Genomic DNA, 17159 nt, shown 5'->3' with positions numbered 1-17159 from the left:
CAGGATAAGTGATGAATATCAGAGGAATATCAGAGATAGGCTCGAATTTGTTTTTTAATCTCTGTCTTTAACTTGTTTAAGTTCGTATTCCTGTAATAGCTGGCTTCTTCTTTTCTATAATGATGGATCAGTTCTTTCTTTGCGCCTGCTTTAGGAAATAACAGATTCAGGATTTGATAAATTAACAGAAAATAGGAAGTGTGTCCTGATTGATGAATAATATGAATCCCTTCATTAATCGTATTCTCCCCTTCCTTTTCCCTTCCTTTCTTTATAAGAAATAACCCTTGTACTACCTTCTGGGCACCCTGTTCTCTTAAAAACGGTAAACGTACTAACATATTTTCTGCCGTGTTAAGTCCTTCTTCCACTTCCTCCATCCTGTTTTCATAAAAGAGAATAATCGTTTTCATCATATTTAAGAATGGTAAAAACCCATGATCGCTAGTTTTTATGGCACTAAGTTCTTTTTGTACAAGCTGCATAGAAATTTCCGGTTTATTTATTTTCATATACCACATCGGCAAACTGAAACAAGTTATATCCATTCGCTCATTTTCATTCAAAATATTCTTTTGAAGAATTTTCTCATACATCTCAATTACTTTATTTGCATTACTTTCAACAAATCCATAAAGCAGTAAAGAGAAGAAGATATTCGCCGTTGTGTCCAGTTTTTTTAAGAGTGAATCAAAATCACTTCGAAGCCATAAAAGTACTATTTCTCGTTTCTCATTTATCGGGAAGCCCAATGACTTATTTGTCATCCATTCTTTTAATGCTTTTCCTTGACCGTATTTATAATATGTATCAAATAATTGGTTTGCCTGCTGGGATATCTCTTCGGGAATAGGTATCGATAATTCATTATCCTTTTCCTCTAATCTTAAATAATAACCTAATCCTTTCACTGTTTTAATGGATAGACTTTCACGAAAAGGGTATAAACTTTTTCTAAGTCTATAAATATGATCATCAACCGTACGGTCCGTCGGATTCTCCAATGGCCAGACAGCGTCCAGCAGTTCATTACGGGAAAAAACTCGCCCGCTATTATCATATAAATATTTTAGAAGAAAGAATTCCTTCCTCAGTAAAGTAACTTTCGTACCATCAAAAGCTATGGAATAATTCTCCTCGAAAAACCTCATCATTTCCCCCTCCAAATATATACATTATTCTATTACCGAAATTTGTAATAGAAGGAAACTACTAGCTAGAATTCTCAATATTTTAAACTTAGGTTTCTTGGTAATATAGCTAGAACCTTACTTAATTCACTTTCTAACAAAAAATATTAATATAATATTCAAATTCTAATTTAATAGCAATTATAAACTGATATATGGCGTCTTTCTAGATTTTTATTCAAAGCGATATTCCAACAACCTTTGAAAAAGAAACACTATATTCCATCATCTACTTAACAGTATGCTCAATTTGTCAGGGATATTGCTTTCAAGTCTACAACTGCAACAAAAGAAGCGATTAGCGAATCATTTTTTGGCATGATATTGTCCCTCCTATTTTTACATGTGATGCTTACATGAATAAGATTACTGGTACTAGTCTTATTATAGCCGCTAATTAAATCACAGAAATTAAACCCAAATTTGCATCGAAAACGTATGGTAAAGAAGACATAAAAAATAAAGCGATAGAATAGCTCTCAAGCTAGACTATCGCTTATTAATGTGTATTAACAAAAAGTAAGATCATTTAATCCTGCTTATTATTTGATGATTACTTCTCCAACCATTCCTTCATTTTCATGAAACCGACAAATAAGTTCGTATGTACCGGCTTCTTGCGGTTCTATGGTAATGGTTTTCTGTTCTCCCGGCTGAAGCTCGGCGTCAATACCAAGCTTTTCCACGGTGAAGGTATGTTGCTTCTGACCTACATTTTCCAATAATAGTTCTGTCGATTCCCCACTAGCAATCGTAATCGCATCTGGATTAAAGAAATCATCGTGCAACTCGACTATCATCTCATTTACCGGCTCCATTGGCTCTGTTCCAGCCCCGCTTGCTGCAAACACATGGAGTGGCACTGAAATAGACATAACCATCATTAACGCAAGTAATCCAGCTAAGGATTTTTTGATAGACATATAATCCCTCCTTTCCTTACACTATTTTCTTCAAGTTATTACAAATTATTAGGATATTTATTTTAGGAAACATGAATGGTATTTAGGGATTTTAAAAAGAGCAATAAAATTTAAAATGGATTTCTTAATGTTATTGATTACCTTAACATAAACCCTTTTAACATGATTCCATACGATTCAAACCCACTTCTCCGCTATTTTATGACTCATTATAAAGGCTGGTATAAATAGTATAATCACCACTAAAGCTTTTAAATTTGTAGTCAAATCAAAGATTTCTTGATGATACAGTTCGTGAAAAAAGATGATGTTATATGGAATAATACGTAATATTGTTGTCCATAATCCTGGAACATAACATTTTGATACAAATGCCTGAAGGGGATAGATAAAGATATTTAAAGCAAAAATAATGTTGATCCCTACCCTAGGAATAAGTAATATTGATTGATTGGTTGTTATTGTTATTAAAGCAGATGCGAGAATAAAGAGTATACCCACAACCAAGGAAAAACGAGCTGCAGTCATTGTTTCGAATTGATCGATCTCTCTTTTGACGAACGGAAGTATTCGCTCACGGACAACTGGGTATGTTTTTTTACCATCTTTCAATCAGGATAATTTCTTCAAAATTATGAAGCATGAAGATGATTAAAAAGGACCAAATTAATAGATTGATATCCACAGACATCCACCTTTAAAAGTAATTTTATTCATTGGATTAACGGCAATCATAATTGTAAAACAAATAGCCAAGTACTGCTTTCTTACAATTCAGTCGAAATATTTTTTACATTGTGCCTTTTTGCTTTTTCGGGAATAACGTATAGCTGATACTTATTATAAAATCAATGACCAAAACCAGCGTCCAGAACTGTATGGTACGTAACAATACTTGAGTCTGTGAATGATCGTTGATATAAAGAATAATACCCACTAATATTCCCCCACCGATTAACCAGGACAACAAATGACGATACCATCCCTCCCGTTCTTTTCTGGCATGTGCTTTTCCATATTTTATTTTCATCGGTTCATTACCATTTCCGAATCGATAACTAAAACGCGCATCCGCCCATTTAATCATTTGATGGCCAAAGGCTACACTTACTCCAATATAAATCGCAGCAATTCCATGGAAGATAGTCGCAACTGCTCCATTTTTCAAATCAAATACAGTTACAATAAGCAATATGAGGTCGACAATTGGTGAACAAATGAGTAAAAATGTTCCCAATCGCTTTTTCTTAAAAATATATCTAGATGTCAATCCAGCTAAAACAAACACCCAAAATCCAATCTCACAGGCTATAATCAACCAACCAATCAACAGGAACACTTCCTCTACATTTTATTTAATACGTTTGCATTAAAATAATAACAGAATGGTTTATTTAATACAAGTGTGTTAAAATAAATATATGCCAAAAATAGTTGATCATTATAAACGAAAAATTCAGATCGCAGAAGCTACATGGAAAGTCATTGTAGAGGAGGGAATCGAACAAGCAACAGTAAGGAAAATTGCCGAGACTACTGGACTGTCCGTTGGTGCGGTAAGACACTATTTTGCATCACAGTCAGAATTGCTGCGCTTTTCCATGGAATTGGTTTCAGTTCGTGTCAAGCAACGGGTAAAAACAAGAAAATTTCCAAAGGGTCCGGTATCGTTGGAATTTATTGCAGATGGTGTGTGTGAAGTTCTACCCATCGATGATGAGCGAAAGATAGAAATGGAGGTATGGCTGGCTTTTTCTGCAAAAGTTCTTGTCGATAACACCCTCCATGAACTGAGCAATAAAATGTACAACGACATGCATCAAGGATTTAAGAAAGTCATAGAGACCTTGCAATTATTACAATTTGCAAAGGACGAACTTGATCTCAATATGGAAGTAAACAGGCTTCATGCAATCGTTGACGGTATGGCTATGCATCACGTATTGAATTCGAAGCAACTTACTCAAGAAAAAATGATCCAGACTTTAAACTATCACCTTCAATCACTTTGCAAATAAGTTATTCAATTCGTTAGTTTATTTATTACAATACCGCCTAAACCGTAAAAAGCTGATGAACTGTTACGACGATAACGAATGCTATCGCCAGGTATCATCAGCTTTTTAGCAATTTCACCCTACTAATAGTGCTCACCTCAACCAACCATATTGACACCCTCCGCTTTCTCAGCTATGATAATTAGGAATGAAACACAGAATCGGAAGAGGTTCATAGCTGATACCCTCTATAAAAAACTATGGATACATTGACGATTAGCCATGTCCATATTGGATGTGGCTTTTTTTGTTAAAATCGTAGTTTGCTATAGCCTCTCTTAGTGTTTTTGAAAAATACGGGGAGGTTTTTTCATGTCTGGAAATAGGCATATATAGGAGTTAAAAGAATTAGACAAACAAGTATTTCGACTGGTCCTTTCCTGTTTAAAATCTAGGTTATACAAAGGTATGGTCATACATATTCCGAGAAGAATATAATCTTTAAAACGAATAAAAAGAGGTTTTTAGCTACCCTCTTAAAAAAACTAAGAAAACAGCCTTTCTTAGTGCTGTATTTTCTTTTTAAAAGGAGTTTTTACATGAAAAAAGATAAAGCCATTGTTGTCTTTAGCGGAGGACAGGATAGCACGACCTGTTTATTCTGGGCAATGGAACAATTTAGAGAAGTTGAAACAGTTACGTTTGATTATGGGCAACGCCATAAATTAGAAATTGAATGTGCGAAAGAGATTGCAGAAGACGTTGGTGTAAAACATCATATTTTAGATATGTCGCTGCTTCATCAACTTGCACCAAATGCCTTAACGCGAAACGATATTGAGGTAGCTGATGGAGATGAAACGGAGCTACCAAACACTTTTGTACCAGGAAGAAATTTACTTTTTCTATCCTTCGCTGGTGTGTTGGCAAAACAAGTTGGTGCTAAGCATTTAGTGACAGGGGTTAGTGAAACGGATTTTAGTGGTTATCCAGATTGTCGAGATAGTTTTATCAAGTCATTAAATGTAACGCTAAATCTGGCGATTGATGAACCGTTTGTAATCCATACACCGCTAATGTGGTTGGATAAAGAGGAAGTCTGGGGGCTTTCAGATGAGTTAGGCGTATTGAATGTCATTCGGGAAAAGACACTGACTTGCTATAACGGTGTAAAGGCTGATGGCTGTGGAGCATGTCCAGCTTGCAAGCTTCGAAATAATGGGTTAGAGCAATACTTGCTGAAAAAGGGAGAGAAATAAATATGTTACGTGTATTCTTTTATTTAATTTCAATTGTCACGGCTAATGTTATTACTGCGGCAATGATGCCTTTAGAGATTGGTATATTTATTATTCCTATGGGAACATTTCTAATCGGTGCGACATTTATCTTTCGTGACTTGGTGCAAAACAAGTACGGAAGAGCAAAGACCTATTTATTCATTCTTACCGCATTGATATTATCCGGTGTGGTCTCCTCTTTACTGGGAGATACATTAATGATTGTTGCAGCTTCCGCCCTATCCTTTATTATTTCTGAAACGGCAGATACAGAGATTTATACGAGGTTAAAACTGCCAATCGCATGGCGCGTATTTTATAGCGGAATTGTTGGTGGATTACTAGATTCCGTTGTTTTCGTAATTGTTGGATTAAGTCCACTAGGTGCAGGTTTTATCCCTTGGGGGGCCGTTCCAGCAGCAATTACAGGCCAGGTAATTGCGAAAACCGTTATTCAGCTGATTGGAGCTCTGGCACTAAATCAAGTGTATGTGATGAGAGCAAGAAGGGTAACAGCAAGCTAAATTCACGTAAACAGGGGGTTAGGAGTTTCAAAGGAATATATTTTGAGGTGCCATATCATATAAAATGAAATTGCCCAAATGACGTATGAATTGGCTACGTCATTTGGGCTGTTATCTCAATGTTTAATAGCTAATTCAGGCTGTTTTGCCATCAAAATATTAAAGTTCTTTTCAGATAATATATAGCTATTACGCACAGACAAATCGATGTCAATTGCATTGTCATTTAGGAAGTACCGTTATTTATTCATACAACAATTTCTTATGAAGCTAAAGAAACCTCGTTAGTTCAAAAAAATTCCTCTTAAATCCACTCCTTTCCATTTTCACGAATAAATTTAATATCATTATGATAATGTTCAAGATGCCCTGCTTCTATCATTTTTTGAAAAGAAATATCGCCTTCTTTGGCTTTTCTTCTTATTGTTTGACATAACCCCTCTAATCGTAGTAATACCATTTCCAGATAACCTTCCTCAATTCCTTCACCATAGGATTCAAAAAACAGTGTAATTCTTTGTTTTATACGATCGGCATGCAGTGAGGAATTATAATGAACTGCCTCACCTGCTTCAGAATAGTAAAATCTACTTAATGGGATACACGTGTAAAGAGTATAGGCTATGTCCCAAAGTTTTGGACCAGGACCAACAAGGTCAAAATCAATAATACCTACTGGTCTTTTATGATTAAAAATAATGTTGTATATTGCAAAATCATTATGGCATAGTACCTCAAATGGTTGGGGGGTATTATCTATTGATTGCCAACTCGCTTCAATTAAAAAATCACTCACGGCATCATGATAATGACGAAGCATTTTCGCTATTTCCTTTAAAACATCATTAGACCACATGTATTTTTTTAAAGGATAGTTGCCAGCTTCTCCTTCAATAAATGATAATATCTCTCTACCTTTTTCATCAATACCTAGAAACGTTGGTGCATAGCTGAATCCTTTGTTTTCCAAATGCTTTAATATCTTGTGAGTTTTAGTGCTTTCTCGCTTTAATTCTCGTCGAACAGTATCCCCTGAACGATATACTTTTGAGACGTTCCCTCCAGTTAGCATTTCTTCGTTTTCATAATTTGACACCTGAGAACCCCCTCCATTATTGGGACAACTAGACATTCTCAAAACAAATCCTGATTTCCAATAGTCCTACCTCTTTCGTTTATTAACTCCACCTTTAATAATAACGCAACATTCAAAATAAAGATTTTAAACATGGTGATTGTTCTAGGATCGTTTTTGTACTCTTGCACGCTATAGTTGAAAAAGTACTATATAAATTAAAATAAACTATAGAAAAATTATCTTTGCTATTTAAAATCACTTAAAATATTTTTCATAGCAAACACATTCATAAATTCGCTCGTTGTCTGATTCAAATTGCTCAATATCTTCTCCTACATAGTGAGCGAATGTATTTACTAGGTGGAGATTAGGTATGGTACTTTGAATTCGATTTTTCATTTCATATCCTTCGAAGTAAATATGGTAATAGGAATAGACTTTTTTAAACTGCACTTTTTCATACCAATTCCGTACCCAGCAATCATCTCGAGTCCATGCTTCAAATCGATTTAATCCTAAATTAGTAGCTCGCTTTTCTGCTTCTTGAAGAAGTTGCTTTCCAATTCCTTGGCGATAGTAGTCTGGATGTACTGCAACATGCCAAATCATCCCCCCTAAGCCTTGTCCTCTTGAACAGACAGTCTTTTCTTTCTTTTCATACTCTACATCAATGAGCCCGATAATTTGTCCGTTTAATTCGGCTACTAATTCAATTGCAGGATTTTCGTATTTTTCTTTTTTATTTAACACATTATCAAAGTAGGCTGTATTTAAAAATGATAGGGTTCTACATCGAACCCAACTGATTTCATCAGTATCTTTATATTCACGAATAAACATTTTATATTTTCTCCCATCGATACAGAATTTAAGACCCTCATAATTGAAGTGAAAAATATAACACCCTATATAAAAAATAGTTCTACACAATAAACCTGCCTCGATAGCTTAAAATCCGTTTATTTAAAAAAAGAATTTCACATTCTGGTTGCCTTATTTATCTCGTGCACCAGATCGTTTAATACATAATTTAAGGCAACCTGATAATTTTTTTACTTCGTAATCGTTGCTTCAAATTTTTCGTGTTCTTCTAAAAACTCCGTTGTAATTGAGTCAAAATCTATTAGTAGATTTATCCAATCATCCTTTATAAATCCTTTTTCACGGTATATGTCGAAGAATAAATCAGTATTTACCGTTCCTGTATCTGGATTTATTCCATTTATATTATTAATCAGGGCCTCCCTCCATAAGGAATTTAATGCCTGGATAGTATGTATGTGCTCTAGTTCATCCTCATTCAATTTAATCCTTTCATTTTTACTCAGTATAGTCGTCAAATCTGATAAATTATCAAGTTTTTCTTCATAGACAATATCCCACTGTATTTCATAAAAAAATGAATTAATATCAGACGCTGTAAATGCAGTTATGGAATTTAATTCCTCATCCGATGCACGTTCAAAAAAGTTAACCGCTATCATTTTTAATTCCCGAACTTTTACTCCGAAACTACCATTATAACTCAAGATCATATCCATTTGCTCCAATGTAATGCTTCTGGAATCAAGAATTTCTTCATACATTATTTGGTTATTATATAAAGCAGAAGACATACCCGAAACAGCACCTGATAACTGATGAGACATATACCTTACATAGTGTTGTTTATCCATATATTGATAAAATCCAAAACATAATATTAATAGAATTATTAAAACGGTAACGATCTTTCTATATTTCATATTCCCTCCTATTTCTAACGTGAATTCTACAAGTTCTTAGTCATACTATGCTACCTATTAGTTGAATAACTTTACTTTTTTCCAGTAGTCTTCCAGTTACTGATCGAGATTACTATAACCTGCCCTAAAATATAAATTACTGAAGTACCTAAAACCACAGTATCTCTTCCAAAGGGTTTAAACCAGCCTCCGTCATCAGATATAAAGAAATAACTTAATAACAATGAAAGGATGGTCATAAAAATGACTGATAGGAATATTCGAAGTAGTTTAACCTTTCTTAGCTGTAATCCAACAATTATTATGAATAGTAAGAATCCTGGGAATAGGAAAACTGGCTCTTGTCTCGTCAAATGGCTATTATATTCATAAAAATGAAATAGGAATGGAATTGGAAGTACTGGTAGTATAATTCGTAAAAATTTAATATAATCACCTCTTAACCAACATTAATACAATATTATCATTCTTATTGAATTACCTATCGCATTAGCTACTTTAGTAACTTATCTATGAATTTACTTGCTTATCCTTTTTGATGAGACCAACTATTACAAAAATAAATCCCAAACCAATAGATAAATTTCATAGCCACTTATTCTAAAACCCGCTTTATGTGGTACATAGTACGCAACAAGCATCCGTGCAATACCCAGTAACATTATTTTAGTAGAGGTCATCTATATCCCCTTATTGCTCTCTAAAAATTCAACAAAAAAAGAGTGCATATCCTTCTTTTAGGACAGTCCATTTAGTTGATTAAACAATATCATTAATACCCTTAACTAAACACAATTTTAATTTTGAAAAGTACCATTTGATTAGGTACTGCTCTTTCATAAAATGCTTCTAATTTCTCCAATTTCAGGTTATGCAAGTTTATAACTGTTTTGGGAACTTCAAAACTATCTACACTATAGTCATCTTGTAATACTCGCCAAAGCTCAAGTTCCTTCCATGTATCTGAAAATCCCCGAAATATGCTGCAAGATGGGAAACTACCTTTTCTGCATTTGTTACTTTATAAATAAACTTCTTATCCGTTAAAAAACGAGCATAAGGATTATGGAAATCCTCCTCGATAACCAACGGACTGTTTTGAAGCTCCTCTGGGAGATTAATTAAAAATACTTTCTTATTACGATCTATTTTACTTAGATCAATTACACGAATTTGTATTTGTTCCTCTTTAAATCCTATTTTAAGTAGTTCGTTGTAAGACTTTATCTCTTCATCTGATAATGCTTCTTCAAAGGATTTTAGTTTCTGATTACAAGCGATAAATTCGTAAACAGCCAAAATTTAACCTCTTATCCAAAATAAATCTTTAACAAACCTACTCCTATACTTCAATAAGAAAGAGCCAATATTCTCCTTACACTAACCTGCCCGTTGCATTAAGTACATCATTTCACAAAGTTATCTTACCATATATTATCATTACATTTAAGTCATATTTTTAAAAATTACAGCTTAGACATAATATCAGAACCTTTACATACAAAAAGGCGAGTTCTAATCAAATCTCGCCCTTAATAATCTTTCATTCTTAAAAATTACTAAATACAAGTAAATTTGCTGTAACGTTTATTCCTTATTGGCATACATAGTCTCCGTACTATGACTGTAAAGTTCAATAATATTTCCAAATGGATCTTCACAATAAACTAAATAATAAGGCTTCCCTTTCCATGTATTCCAGATCTCACTCCGCTTTTCCCCACCTGAATTTGCAATTTTATCCGCAAGTTTTTCCAAGTCATCTGCTATTAAACAAATATGAAAATAGCCTTGATAATCCTGCTTTCTTCTTTCTTCCATTTTTGGTTCTTGAAATTCAAAAAGCTCGAGACCAACCTGATTCTGCGAAACCAAATGCGCATTCCTCATTTTTTTGATGTTTTTACCCAATAAGTCATTGGTCATATTATGTTCCTTTTCTAATTCTGAGACAAAGGTATATGGCCCAGCAATTAGTTTAAAGCCCAAGACCTCCCCATACCACTTGATAGCTGCCTCAATATCGGGAACGGATAAACCTATATGTGTAATTGCTGTCATTATAAATCCCTCCTGATAAGCTAATTCCCTTTGTAAGTGGCTGTCACTCCCCGGATTTTGTTAAAATGACGGTTTAAGTAGTAAGGCTCTTAACCTGTTACAGATTAATGGCTAAGAATGCCTCCTTCACATATTAGCGTAAATCCCTCCTTTAATAGGGATTTCGATAAGGCAATCCAAGCATTAAAGCACGTACCTGCATTATGTAAAAGAACATGCATCTCTTCTGCACAGCTAACGATAAAGAATACGAGACTAGGCTTATACCTATTGCTTTTTTAAATCCTATCGAGGGAATATGGGGACATTTTACAGGTCAAGGAATCAAGAGAAAATGATTGATGACAAGCTTAAACTCTTGTTGAAGTTCATTACAAATAACTGATCATTATTTATAATTACTGCGTAAAAAAGGCTCTCAACATAAACGTTGAAAGCCTTGATAGCCTAAGTGATAGATACCAATGTGCGGGGTCGTAGATTATATCAAAACACTGATTTAAAAAGCTTTTGTCAAAGCCCCGAGAGATATAATCAGGGACTTTCTATTAAAAATTCAATCTATTAAGTCGATGTCTATCTTGGTTCCGATTCCACAACATCTCCATTTTGAAAAACATCATAGAATCCAACCGTGCCAGTACCTCCGTCATCAATAAAATCCTGACTTTGTGCTCTTAAAGAATAAAATAAGTTGCCGTCTGAGTCCTCATGAAGCTCGCCAGCGCTACTAAATACTAAATCATCATTATCAAGGGCATCCTCTGCATAAGCAATCGCTGTTTCTACTGTAAACAACTCTGCTTGATATTCGTCAAGTAGTAGTGTCCATGTATCAACACCGACAATCCCGTCCCGGACTAAACCATGCTCTGCTTGTAATTCACGGACTTGTTGGTCTGTATGTGGGCCAAAATTTCCATCGACTTCTGTTTCATGTCCAAAGTGATTTAACATCACTTGTATAAATTCAACTTCAAAACTTTGGCTACCCTGTTTGACAATCGGCTGTTCTTCAGGCGGCCAATTTAATATCGCTTCGTATCCTGGTGGTATTTCTGATTCTGATAGTTGAATCGAATCATTTTCCGAGGCTGCGTCTACAGTTTGAAAGGGAACAACTTGCACTGCTACAAGCATAACTGCAGGTATTACTGCTAACCATTTCTTTTTCAACATAATCTCCTCCTAAAATAATATAGACTTCGGCAGTCGCATAGGCAGATACGACAGTCGATCCCTTGTCATATCTTTTGTTATCCTCAGCTGATAGCCCGCACTATTATCCCGATGTATCGACGTCTGCATACAGATGGTGCATGGTGAGGCCAGTTTGGTCACAAGCGATAGGTCTATTTCCCTTTTTCCTTTCGCTCTCGACCACCTCCTTCGCCTTCTTATTCCAAGAGGTAATTAATTGAATATTTTACATATACCCTATTAAAAATGTGTGAAACACTTTATTGTGTACTTATTTTTATTTTTATCAATAATATTATCTATGAAACCTCAAAATGGCCATACATTTGCCAACCGCTATCTCTCCTATCTATCATTCGAATGTTGCTTTTCTTAATAGTAGCTTACCAGGTAGATTATACAAGAACATCTAGTTATCTCGTTCTATTGCTTGAATCTAACAAAGATTTTTTACTATTAGATTCTAAAATCCACAAAAAAACTCCTAAACCCTTAGATATAAAGGTTTAGGAGCCAAAATCCTTTTGTAATTTACTTAAATCATAATATCGATACCGGTGGTCGGGGTCGAACCGACACGTCCGTGAAGACACGGGATTTTGAGTCCCGCGCGTCTGCCAATTCCGCCACACCGGCATAGGTATGGAGGCGGTAACCGGATTTGAACCGGTGATAAAGGTTTTGCAGACCTCTGCCTTACCACTTGGCTATACCGCCAAAAATAAAATGGAGCGGAAGACGGGATTCGAACCCGCGACCCCCACCTTGGCAAGGTGATGTTCTACCACTGAACTACTTCCGCATATGGCTGGGCCACTAGGATTCGAACCTAGGGTACACGGGATCAAAACCCGATGCCTTACCGCTTGGCTATGGCCCAATCAATAAATTTGTTAATTATATGAGGGCGATCGATGGGGATCGAACCCACGTGTGCCGGAGCCACAATCCGGTGCGTTAACCACTTCGCCACGACCGCCATATAATTGTAAATGGCAGGGGTAGTAGGAATCGAACCCACATTGACGGTTTTGGAGACCGTAGTTCTACCGTTAAACTATACCCCTATTATTTATTAAAATGGTGGAGGGGGGCAGATTCGAACTGCCGAACCCTGAGGGAGCGGATTTACAGTCCGCCGCGTTTAGCCACTTCGCTACCCCTCCAACTAAATTGAAGTAAATGGTGGCTCGGGACGGAATCGAACCGCCGACACACGGATTTTCAGTCCGTTGCTCTACCGACTGAGCTACCGAGCCATAATTAAAATATTTTAAATGGCGGTCCGGACGGGACTCGAACCCGCGACCTCCTGCGTGACAGGCAGGCATTCTAACCAACTGAACTACCGGACCATTTTTGGTTGCGGGGGCAGGATTTGAACCTACGACCTTTGGGTTATGAGCCCAACGAGCTACCAGACTGCTCCACCCCGCGGTATGAAATAAAGTATTAAGATGAAATATGGTGGAGGATGCAGGGCTCGAACCTGCGACCCCCTGCTTGTAAGGCAGGTGCTCTCCCAGCTGAGCTAATCCTCCATATTGGTGACCCGTACGGGATTCGAACCCGTGTTACCGCCGTGAAAGGGCGGTGTCTTAACCGCTTGACCAACGGGCCTTATTTTATGTAATAGTGGCGGAGAGCGAGGGATTCGAACCCTCGAGGCCGCGTAAACGGCCTACACGATTTCCAATCGTGCTCCTTCGGCCACTCGGACAGCTCTCCGTATGGCTCCACAGGTAGGATTCGAACCTACGACCGATCGGTTAACAGCCGATTGCTCTACCACTGAGCTACTGTGGAATAATCCAAAATGAAATCTATTTGGTTTTTCAAACATAAATTGCTCGTCCCACCAAATGAGATATTTTAGAGTAGCTTCATTCCTGTCATACAGCTCTTGTATGGTAAGGAATTTACTTGCCTGGCGGCGTCCTACTCTTGCAGGGGCAAAGCCCCAACTACCATCGGCGCTGAAGAGCTTAACTTCTGTGTTCGGCATGGGAACAGGTGTGACCTCTTCGCTATTGCTACCAGACAATATAATTATCACCCAAGTGAACCTCAAGAAAATCAGTGACAACCAATATTATAATCGTTTTTGAAAAAAAATCAAGTATAAAGTTAGGTTTTTATAAGGTTTATACCTTAAAAACTAAATAAGAGTAAACAAGACATCAAATAAAGAATTTAGTTAAGTCCTCGATCGATTAGTATCCGTAAGCTCCACGTGTCACCACGCTTCCACACCGAACCTATCAACCTCATCGTCTCTGAGGGATCTTACTCACTCGAAGTGATGGGAAGTCTCATCTTGAGGGGGGCTTCATGCTTAGATGCTTTCAGCACTTATCCTTTCCACACGTAGCTACCCAGCGATGCTCCTGGCGGAACAACTGGTACACCAGCGGTGTGTCCATCCCGGTCCTCTCGTACTAAGGACAGCTCCTCTCAAACTTCCAACGCCCACGACGGATAGGGACCGAACTGTCTCACGACGTTCTGAACCCAGCTCGCGTACCGCTTTAATGGGCGAACAGCCCAACCCTTGGGACCGACTACAGCCCCAGGATGCGATGAGCCGACATCGAGGTGCCAAACCTCCCCGTCGATGTGAACTCTTGGGGGAGATAAGCCTGTTATCCCCGGGGTAGCTTTTATCCGTTGAGCGATGGCCCTTCCATGCGGAACCACCGGATCACTAAGCCCGACTTTCGTCCCTGCTCGACTTGTAGGTCTCGCAGTCAAGCTCCCTTGTGCCTTTACACTCTACGAATGATTTCCAACCATTCTGAGGGAACCTTTGGGCGCCTCCGTTACCTTTTGGGAGGCGACCGCCCCAGTCAAACTGCCCGCCTGACACTGTCTCCGAACCGGATCACGGTCCTGGGTTAGAATGTCCATACAGCCAGGGTGGTATCCCACGGATGCCTCCACCGAAGCTAGCGCTCCGGTTTCCAAGGCTCCCACCTATCCTGTACAAGCTGCACAGACATTCAATATCAGGCTACAGTAAAGCTCCACGGGGTCTTTCCGTCCTGTCGCGGGTAATGCGCATCTTCACGCATAGTATAATTTCACCGGGTCTCTCGTTGAGACAGTGCCCAAGTCGTTGCACCTTTCGTGCGGGTCGGAACTTACCCGACAAGGAATTTCGCTACCTTAGGACCGTTATAGTTACGGCCGCCGTTTACTGGGGCTTCGGTTCAAAGCTTCGCCTTGCGGCTAACATTTCCCCTTAACCTTCCAGCACCGGGCAGGTGTCAGCCCCTATACTTCGCCTTTCGGCTTCGCAGAGACCTGTGTTTTTGCTAAACAGTCGCTTGGGCCTATTCACTGCGGCTCCATGTAAATGAAGCACCCCTTCTCCCGAAGTTACGGGGTCATTTTGCCGAGTTCCTTAACGAGAGTTCTCCCGCTCACCTTAGGATTCTCTCCTCGCCTACCTGTGTCGGTTTGCGGTACGGGCACCTATGATCTAACTAGAGGCTTTTCTTGGCAGTGTGAAATCCGGAACTTCGGTACTAAATTTCCCTCCCCATCACAGCTTGAAATTGCCAGACGGATTTGCCTATCTGACTTTCTCACTGCTTGGGCGCACATATCCATCAGTGCGCATTCCTTATCCTACTGCGTCCCCCCATCGCTCAAACAATCATGAGGTGGTACAGGAATATCTACCTGTTGTCCATCGCCTACGCCTTTCGGCCTCGGCTTAGGTCCCGACTAACCCTGAGAGGACGAGCCTTCCTCAGGAAACCTTAGGCATTCGGTGAAAGAGATTCTCACTCTTTTTTCGCTACTCATACCGGCATTCTCACTTCTAAGCGCTCCACCAGTCCTCACGGTCTGACTTCACAGCACTTAGAACGCTCTCCTACCATTGTTCGTAAGAACAATCCGCAGCTTCGGTGATACGTTTAGCCCCGGTACATTTTCGGCGCAGAGTCACTCGACCAGTGAGCTATTACGCACTCTTTAAATGATGGCTGCTTCTAAGCCAACATCCTGGTTGTCTGGGCAACTCCACATCCTTTTCCACTTAACGTATACTTTGGGACCTTAGCTGGCGGTCTGGGCTGTTTCCCTTTCGACTATGAACCTTATCACCCATAGTCTGACTCCCAAGTAAAAGTAACTGGCATTCGGAGTTTGACTGAATTCGGTAACCCGGTGAGGGCCCCTAGTCCAATCAGTGCTCTACCTCCAGTACTCTATTTCTTGAGGCTAGCCCTAAAGCTATTTCGGAGAGAACCAGCTATCTCCGTGTTCGATTGGCATTTCACCCCTACCCACACCTCATCCCCGCATTTTTCAACATACGTGGGTTCGGGCCTCCAGTCAGTGTTACCTGACCTTCACCCTGGACATGGGTAGATCACACGGTTTCGGGTCTACGACCGCATACTCATTCGCCCTATTCAGACTCGCTTTCGCTGCGGCTCCGTGTCTTCCACTTAACCTTGCATACGATCGTAACTCGCCGGTCCATTCTACAAAAGGTACGCCGTTACCCATTAACGGGCTTCGACTACTTGTAGGCACACGGTTTCAGGTTCTATTTCACTCCCCTTCCGGGGTGCTTTTCACCTTTCCCTCACGGTACTGGTTCACTATCGGTCACTAGAGAGTATTTAGCCTTGGGAGATGGTCCTCCCGGATTCCGACGGAATTCCACGTGTTCCGCCGTACTCAGGATACACTCCGGAGGGAATTCTTTTTCAACTACAGGGCTGTTACCTTCTGTGGCTGACCTTTCCAGGTCGATTCATTTAAAGAATTCCTTGGTAACTCCGAGTGGAGTGTCCTACAACCCCAGAAAGCAAGCTTTCTGGTTTGGGCTCTTTCCGTTTCGCTCGCCGCTACTCAGGAAATCGATTTTTCTTTCTCTTCCTCCGGGTACTGAGATGTTTCAGTTCCCCGGGTCTACCTCATGCACCCTATGTATTCAGATGCATGTACTGTTCCATTACGAACAGTGGGTTCCCCCATTCGGAAATCCCCGGATCAAAGTTTACTTACAACTCCCCGAGGCATATCGGTGTTAGTCCCGTCCTTCATCGGCTTCTAGTGCCAAGGCATCCACCGTGCGCCCTTATTCACTTAACTAAGTTACAGTAAATAAGCGTACTAATTTATTAGCCTTGCTTTTATTTAA

13 protein-coding genes, 14 tRNA genes and 2 rRNA genes are annotated in these 17159 nt (G+C 38.9%); 3 read left to right on the top strand and 26 right to left on the bottom strand.

The features are described from left to right. Nucleotides 1–29 precede the first annotated feature (29 nt). From MHH64_RS08815 to MHH64_RS08800, 4 genes are all read right to left on the bottom strand, one after another. On the bottom strand, nucleotides 30–1151 hold the full coding sequence (locus MHH64_RS08815) for a winged helix-turn-helix domain-containing protein (protein WP_340003079.1): 1122 nt from the start codon (nucleotides 1149–1151) through the stop codon (nucleotides 30–32). A 581-nt stretch (nucleotides 1152–1732) separates the two neighbouring features. Continuing rightward, complete coding sequence (locus MHH64_RS08810; protein ID WP_340003078.1) at nucleotides 1733–2113, bottom strand: cupredoxin domain-containing protein; 381 nt, start codon at nucleotides 2111–2113, stop codon at nucleotides 1733–1735. A gap of 177 nt (nucleotides 2114–2290) precedes the next feature. Continuing rightward, nucleotides 2291–2725 (bottom strand): HXXEE domain-containing protein, encoded by a 435-nt coding sequence (locus MHH64_RS08805; RefSeq protein ID WP_340003077.1) that lies wholly within the window; start codon nucleotides 2723–2725, stop codon nucleotides 2291–2293. Nucleotides 2726–2903: 178 nt separating this feature from the next. Next, entirely contained in the window at nucleotides 2904–3443 is a 540-nt protein-coding gene (locus tag MHH64_RS08800) for a hypothetical protein (RefSeq protein WP_095310026.1), read from the bottom strand. 91 nt (nucleotides 3444–3534) lie between these two features. On the opposite strand from MHH64_RS08800, the gene MHH64_RS08795 reads away from it, so the two are divergent. From MHH64_RS08795 to MHH64_RS08785, 3 genes are all read left to right on the top strand, one after another. Further along, nucleotides 3535–4131 carry a TetR family transcriptional regulator C-terminal domain-containing protein gene (locus MHH64_RS08795; RefSeq protein ID WP_251661533.1) on the top strand — a complete coding sequence of 199 codons (597 nt, stop codon included), beginning with the start codon at nucleotides 3535–3537 and terminating at the stop codon, nucleotides 4129–4131. 578 nt (nucleotides 4132–4709) lie between these two features. Next, nucleotides 4710–5369 (top strand): 7-cyano-7-deazaguanine synthase QueC, encoded by a 660-nt coding sequence (gene queC / locus MHH64_RS08790; protein WP_095310030.1) that lies wholly within the window; start codon nucleotides 4710–4712, stop codon nucleotides 5367–5369. A gap of 2 nt (nucleotides 5370–5371) precedes the next feature. Continuing rightward, complete coding sequence (locus MHH64_RS08785) at nucleotides 5372–5914, top strand: VUT family protein (RefSeq protein ID WP_118888613.1); 543 nt, start codon at nucleotides 5372–5374, stop codon at nucleotides 5912–5914. Between the two features lie 304 nt (nucleotides 5915–6218). Here the strand turns inward: MHH64_RS08785 and MHH64_RS08780 are convergent, their stop codons facing one another. The 22 genes from MHH64_RS08780 to MHH64_RS08675 form a co-directional block, all read right to left on the bottom strand. Continuing rightward, the gene (locus tag MHH64_RS08780; protein WP_095310034.1) at nucleotides 6219–7010 is read right to left on the bottom strand and encodes a phosphotransferase; all 792 of its coding nucleotides are present in this window, start codon (nucleotides 7008–7010) and stop codon (nucleotides 6219–6221) included. 237 nt (nucleotides 7011–7247) lie between these two features. Further along, entirely contained in the window at nucleotides 7248–7832 is a 585-nt protein-coding gene (locus tag MHH64_RS08775) for a GNAT family N-acetyltransferase (RefSeq protein WP_095310036.1), read from the bottom strand. Between the two features lie 212 nt (nucleotides 7833–8044). Continuing rightward, nucleotides 8045–8737, bottom strand: a complete 693-nt coding sequence (locus MHH64_RS08770; RefSeq protein WP_340003076.1) for a hypothetical protein — start codon at nucleotides 8735–8737, stop codon at nucleotides 8045–8047. 909 nt (nucleotides 8738–9646) lie between these two features. Next, entirely contained in the window at nucleotides 9647–10036 is a 390-nt protein-coding gene (locus MHH64_RS08765; RefSeq protein WP_095310041.1) for a hypothetical protein, read from the bottom strand. A gap of 288 nt (nucleotides 10037–10324) precedes the next feature. Next, nucleotides 10325–10798: a VOC family protein gene (locus MHH64_RS08760; protein ID WP_095310043.1), complete on the bottom strand. Its 474-nt coding sequence runs from the start codon at nucleotides 10796–10798 to the stop codon at nucleotides 10325–10327. Between the two features lie 576 nt (nucleotides 10799–11374). Beyond that, a complete protein-coding gene (locus MHH64_RS08755; protein ID WP_339317260.1) occupies nucleotides 11375–11977 on the bottom strand; it encodes a peptidoglycan-binding domain-containing protein in 603 nt (200 codons plus the stop codon). A 573-nt stretch (nucleotides 11978–12550) separates the two neighbouring features. Further along, nucleotides 12551–12634 (bottom strand) — tRNA-Leu (locus tag MHH64_RS08750). Nucleotides 12635–12641: 7 nt separating this feature from the next. Next, nucleotides 12642–12715 (bottom strand) — tRNA-Cys (locus MHH64_RS08745). Nucleotides 12716–12725: 10 nt separating this feature from the next. Further along, a tRNA-Gly gene (locus tag MHH64_RS08740) sits at nucleotides 12726–12800 on the bottom strand. 3 nt (nucleotides 12801–12803) lie between these two features. Further along, nucleotides 12804–12878 (bottom strand) — tRNA-Gln (locus MHH64_RS08735). Nucleotides 12879–12904: 26 nt separating this feature from the next. Continuing rightward, nucleotides 12905–12977 (bottom strand) — tRNA-His (locus MHH64_RS08730). Nucleotides 12978–12991: 14 nt separating this feature from the next. Next, a tRNA-Trp gene (locus tag MHH64_RS08725) sits at nucleotides 12992–13065 on the bottom strand. A 14-nt stretch (nucleotides 13066–13079) separates the two neighbouring features. Then, nucleotides 13080–13164: transfer RNA gene (locus MHH64_RS08720), tRNA-Tyr, on the bottom strand. A 17-nt stretch (nucleotides 13165–13181) separates the two neighbouring features. Further along, nucleotides 13182–13257 (bottom strand) — tRNA-Phe (locus MHH64_RS08715). Nucleotides 13258–13276: 19 nt separating this feature from the next. Beyond that, nucleotides 13277–13353: transfer RNA gene (locus tag MHH64_RS08710), tRNA-Asp, on the bottom strand. 5 nt (nucleotides 13354–13358) lie between these two features. After that, nucleotides 13359–13435: transfer RNA gene (locus tag MHH64_RS08705), tRNA-Met, on the bottom strand. 28 nt (nucleotides 13436–13463) lie between these two features. After that, nucleotides 13464–13539, bottom strand: a tRNA-Val gene (locus MHH64_RS08700). A gap of 4 nt (nucleotides 13540–13543) precedes the next feature. Then, a tRNA-Glu gene (locus tag MHH64_RS08695) sits at nucleotides 13544–13618 on the bottom strand. Between the two features lie 16 nt (nucleotides 13619–13634). Continuing rightward, nucleotides 13635–13726, bottom strand: a tRNA-Ser gene (locus MHH64_RS08690). Between the two features lie 3 nt (nucleotides 13727–13729). Beyond that, nucleotides 13730–13804: transfer RNA gene (locus MHH64_RS08685), tRNA-Asn, on the bottom strand. Nucleotides 13805–13923: 119 nt separating this feature from the next. Further along, a 5S ribosomal RNA gene (gene rrf, locus MHH64_RS08680) occupies nucleotides 13924–14039 on the bottom strand. A 152-nt stretch (nucleotides 14040–14191) separates the two neighbouring features. Beyond that, nucleotides 14192–17110, bottom strand: a 23S ribosomal RNA gene (locus tag MHH64_RS08675). Nucleotides 17111–17159: the final 49 nt, after the last annotated feature.

Source organism: Oceanobacillus sp. FSL K6-0127 (assembly GCF_037983385.1).
GTDB classification, from domain to species: Bacteria; Bacillota; Bacilli; order Bacillales; family Amphibacillaceae; genus Oceanobacillus; species Oceanobacillus profundus.
The sequence above is the reverse complement of the archived record's forward strand: the minus strand, read 5'-3'. Positions and strand labels throughout refer to the sequence as shown.

What these genes read in the sequence shown, in the direction of transcription:
- MHH64_RS08815 (WP_340003079.1), bottom strand. Translation starts at nt 1,151, where the DNA reads ATGAGGTTTTTCGAGGAGAATTATTCCATAGCTTTTGATGGTACGAAA.
- MHH64_RS08770 (WP_340003076.1), bottom strand. Translation starts at nt 8,737, where the DNA reads ATGAAATATAGAAAGATCGTTACCGTTTTAATAATTCTATTAATATTA.
- MHH64_RS08760 (WP_095310043.1), bottom strand. Translation starts at nt 10,798, where the DNA reads ATGACAGCAATTACACATATAGGTTTATCCGTTCCCGATATTGAGGCA.
- MHH64_RS08795 (WP_251661533.1), top strand. Translation starts at nt 3,535, where the DNA reads ATGCCAAAAATAGTTGATCATTATAAACGAAAAATTCAGATCGCAGAA.
- MHH64_RS08810 (WP_340003078.1), bottom strand. Translation starts at nt 2,113, where the DNA reads ATGTCTATCAAAAAATCCTTAGCTGGATTACTTGCGTTAATGATGGTT.
- MHH64_RS08775 (WP_095310036.1), bottom strand. Translation starts at nt 7,832, where the DNA reads ATGTTTATTCGTGAATATAAAGATACTGATGAAATCAGTTGGGTTCGA.
- MHH64_RS08785 (WP_118888613.1), top strand. Translation starts at nt 5,372, where the DNA reads ATGTTACGTGTATTCTTTTATTTAATTTCAATTGTCACGGCTAATGTT.
- MHH64_RS08755 (WP_339317260.1), bottom strand. Translation starts at nt 11,977, where the DNA reads ATGTTGAAAAAGAAATGGTTAGCAGTAATACCTGCAGTTATGCTTGTA.
- queC (WP_095310030.1), top strand. Translation starts at nt 4,710, where the DNA reads ATGAAAAAAGATAAAGCCATTGTTGTCTTTAGCGGAGGACAGGATAGC.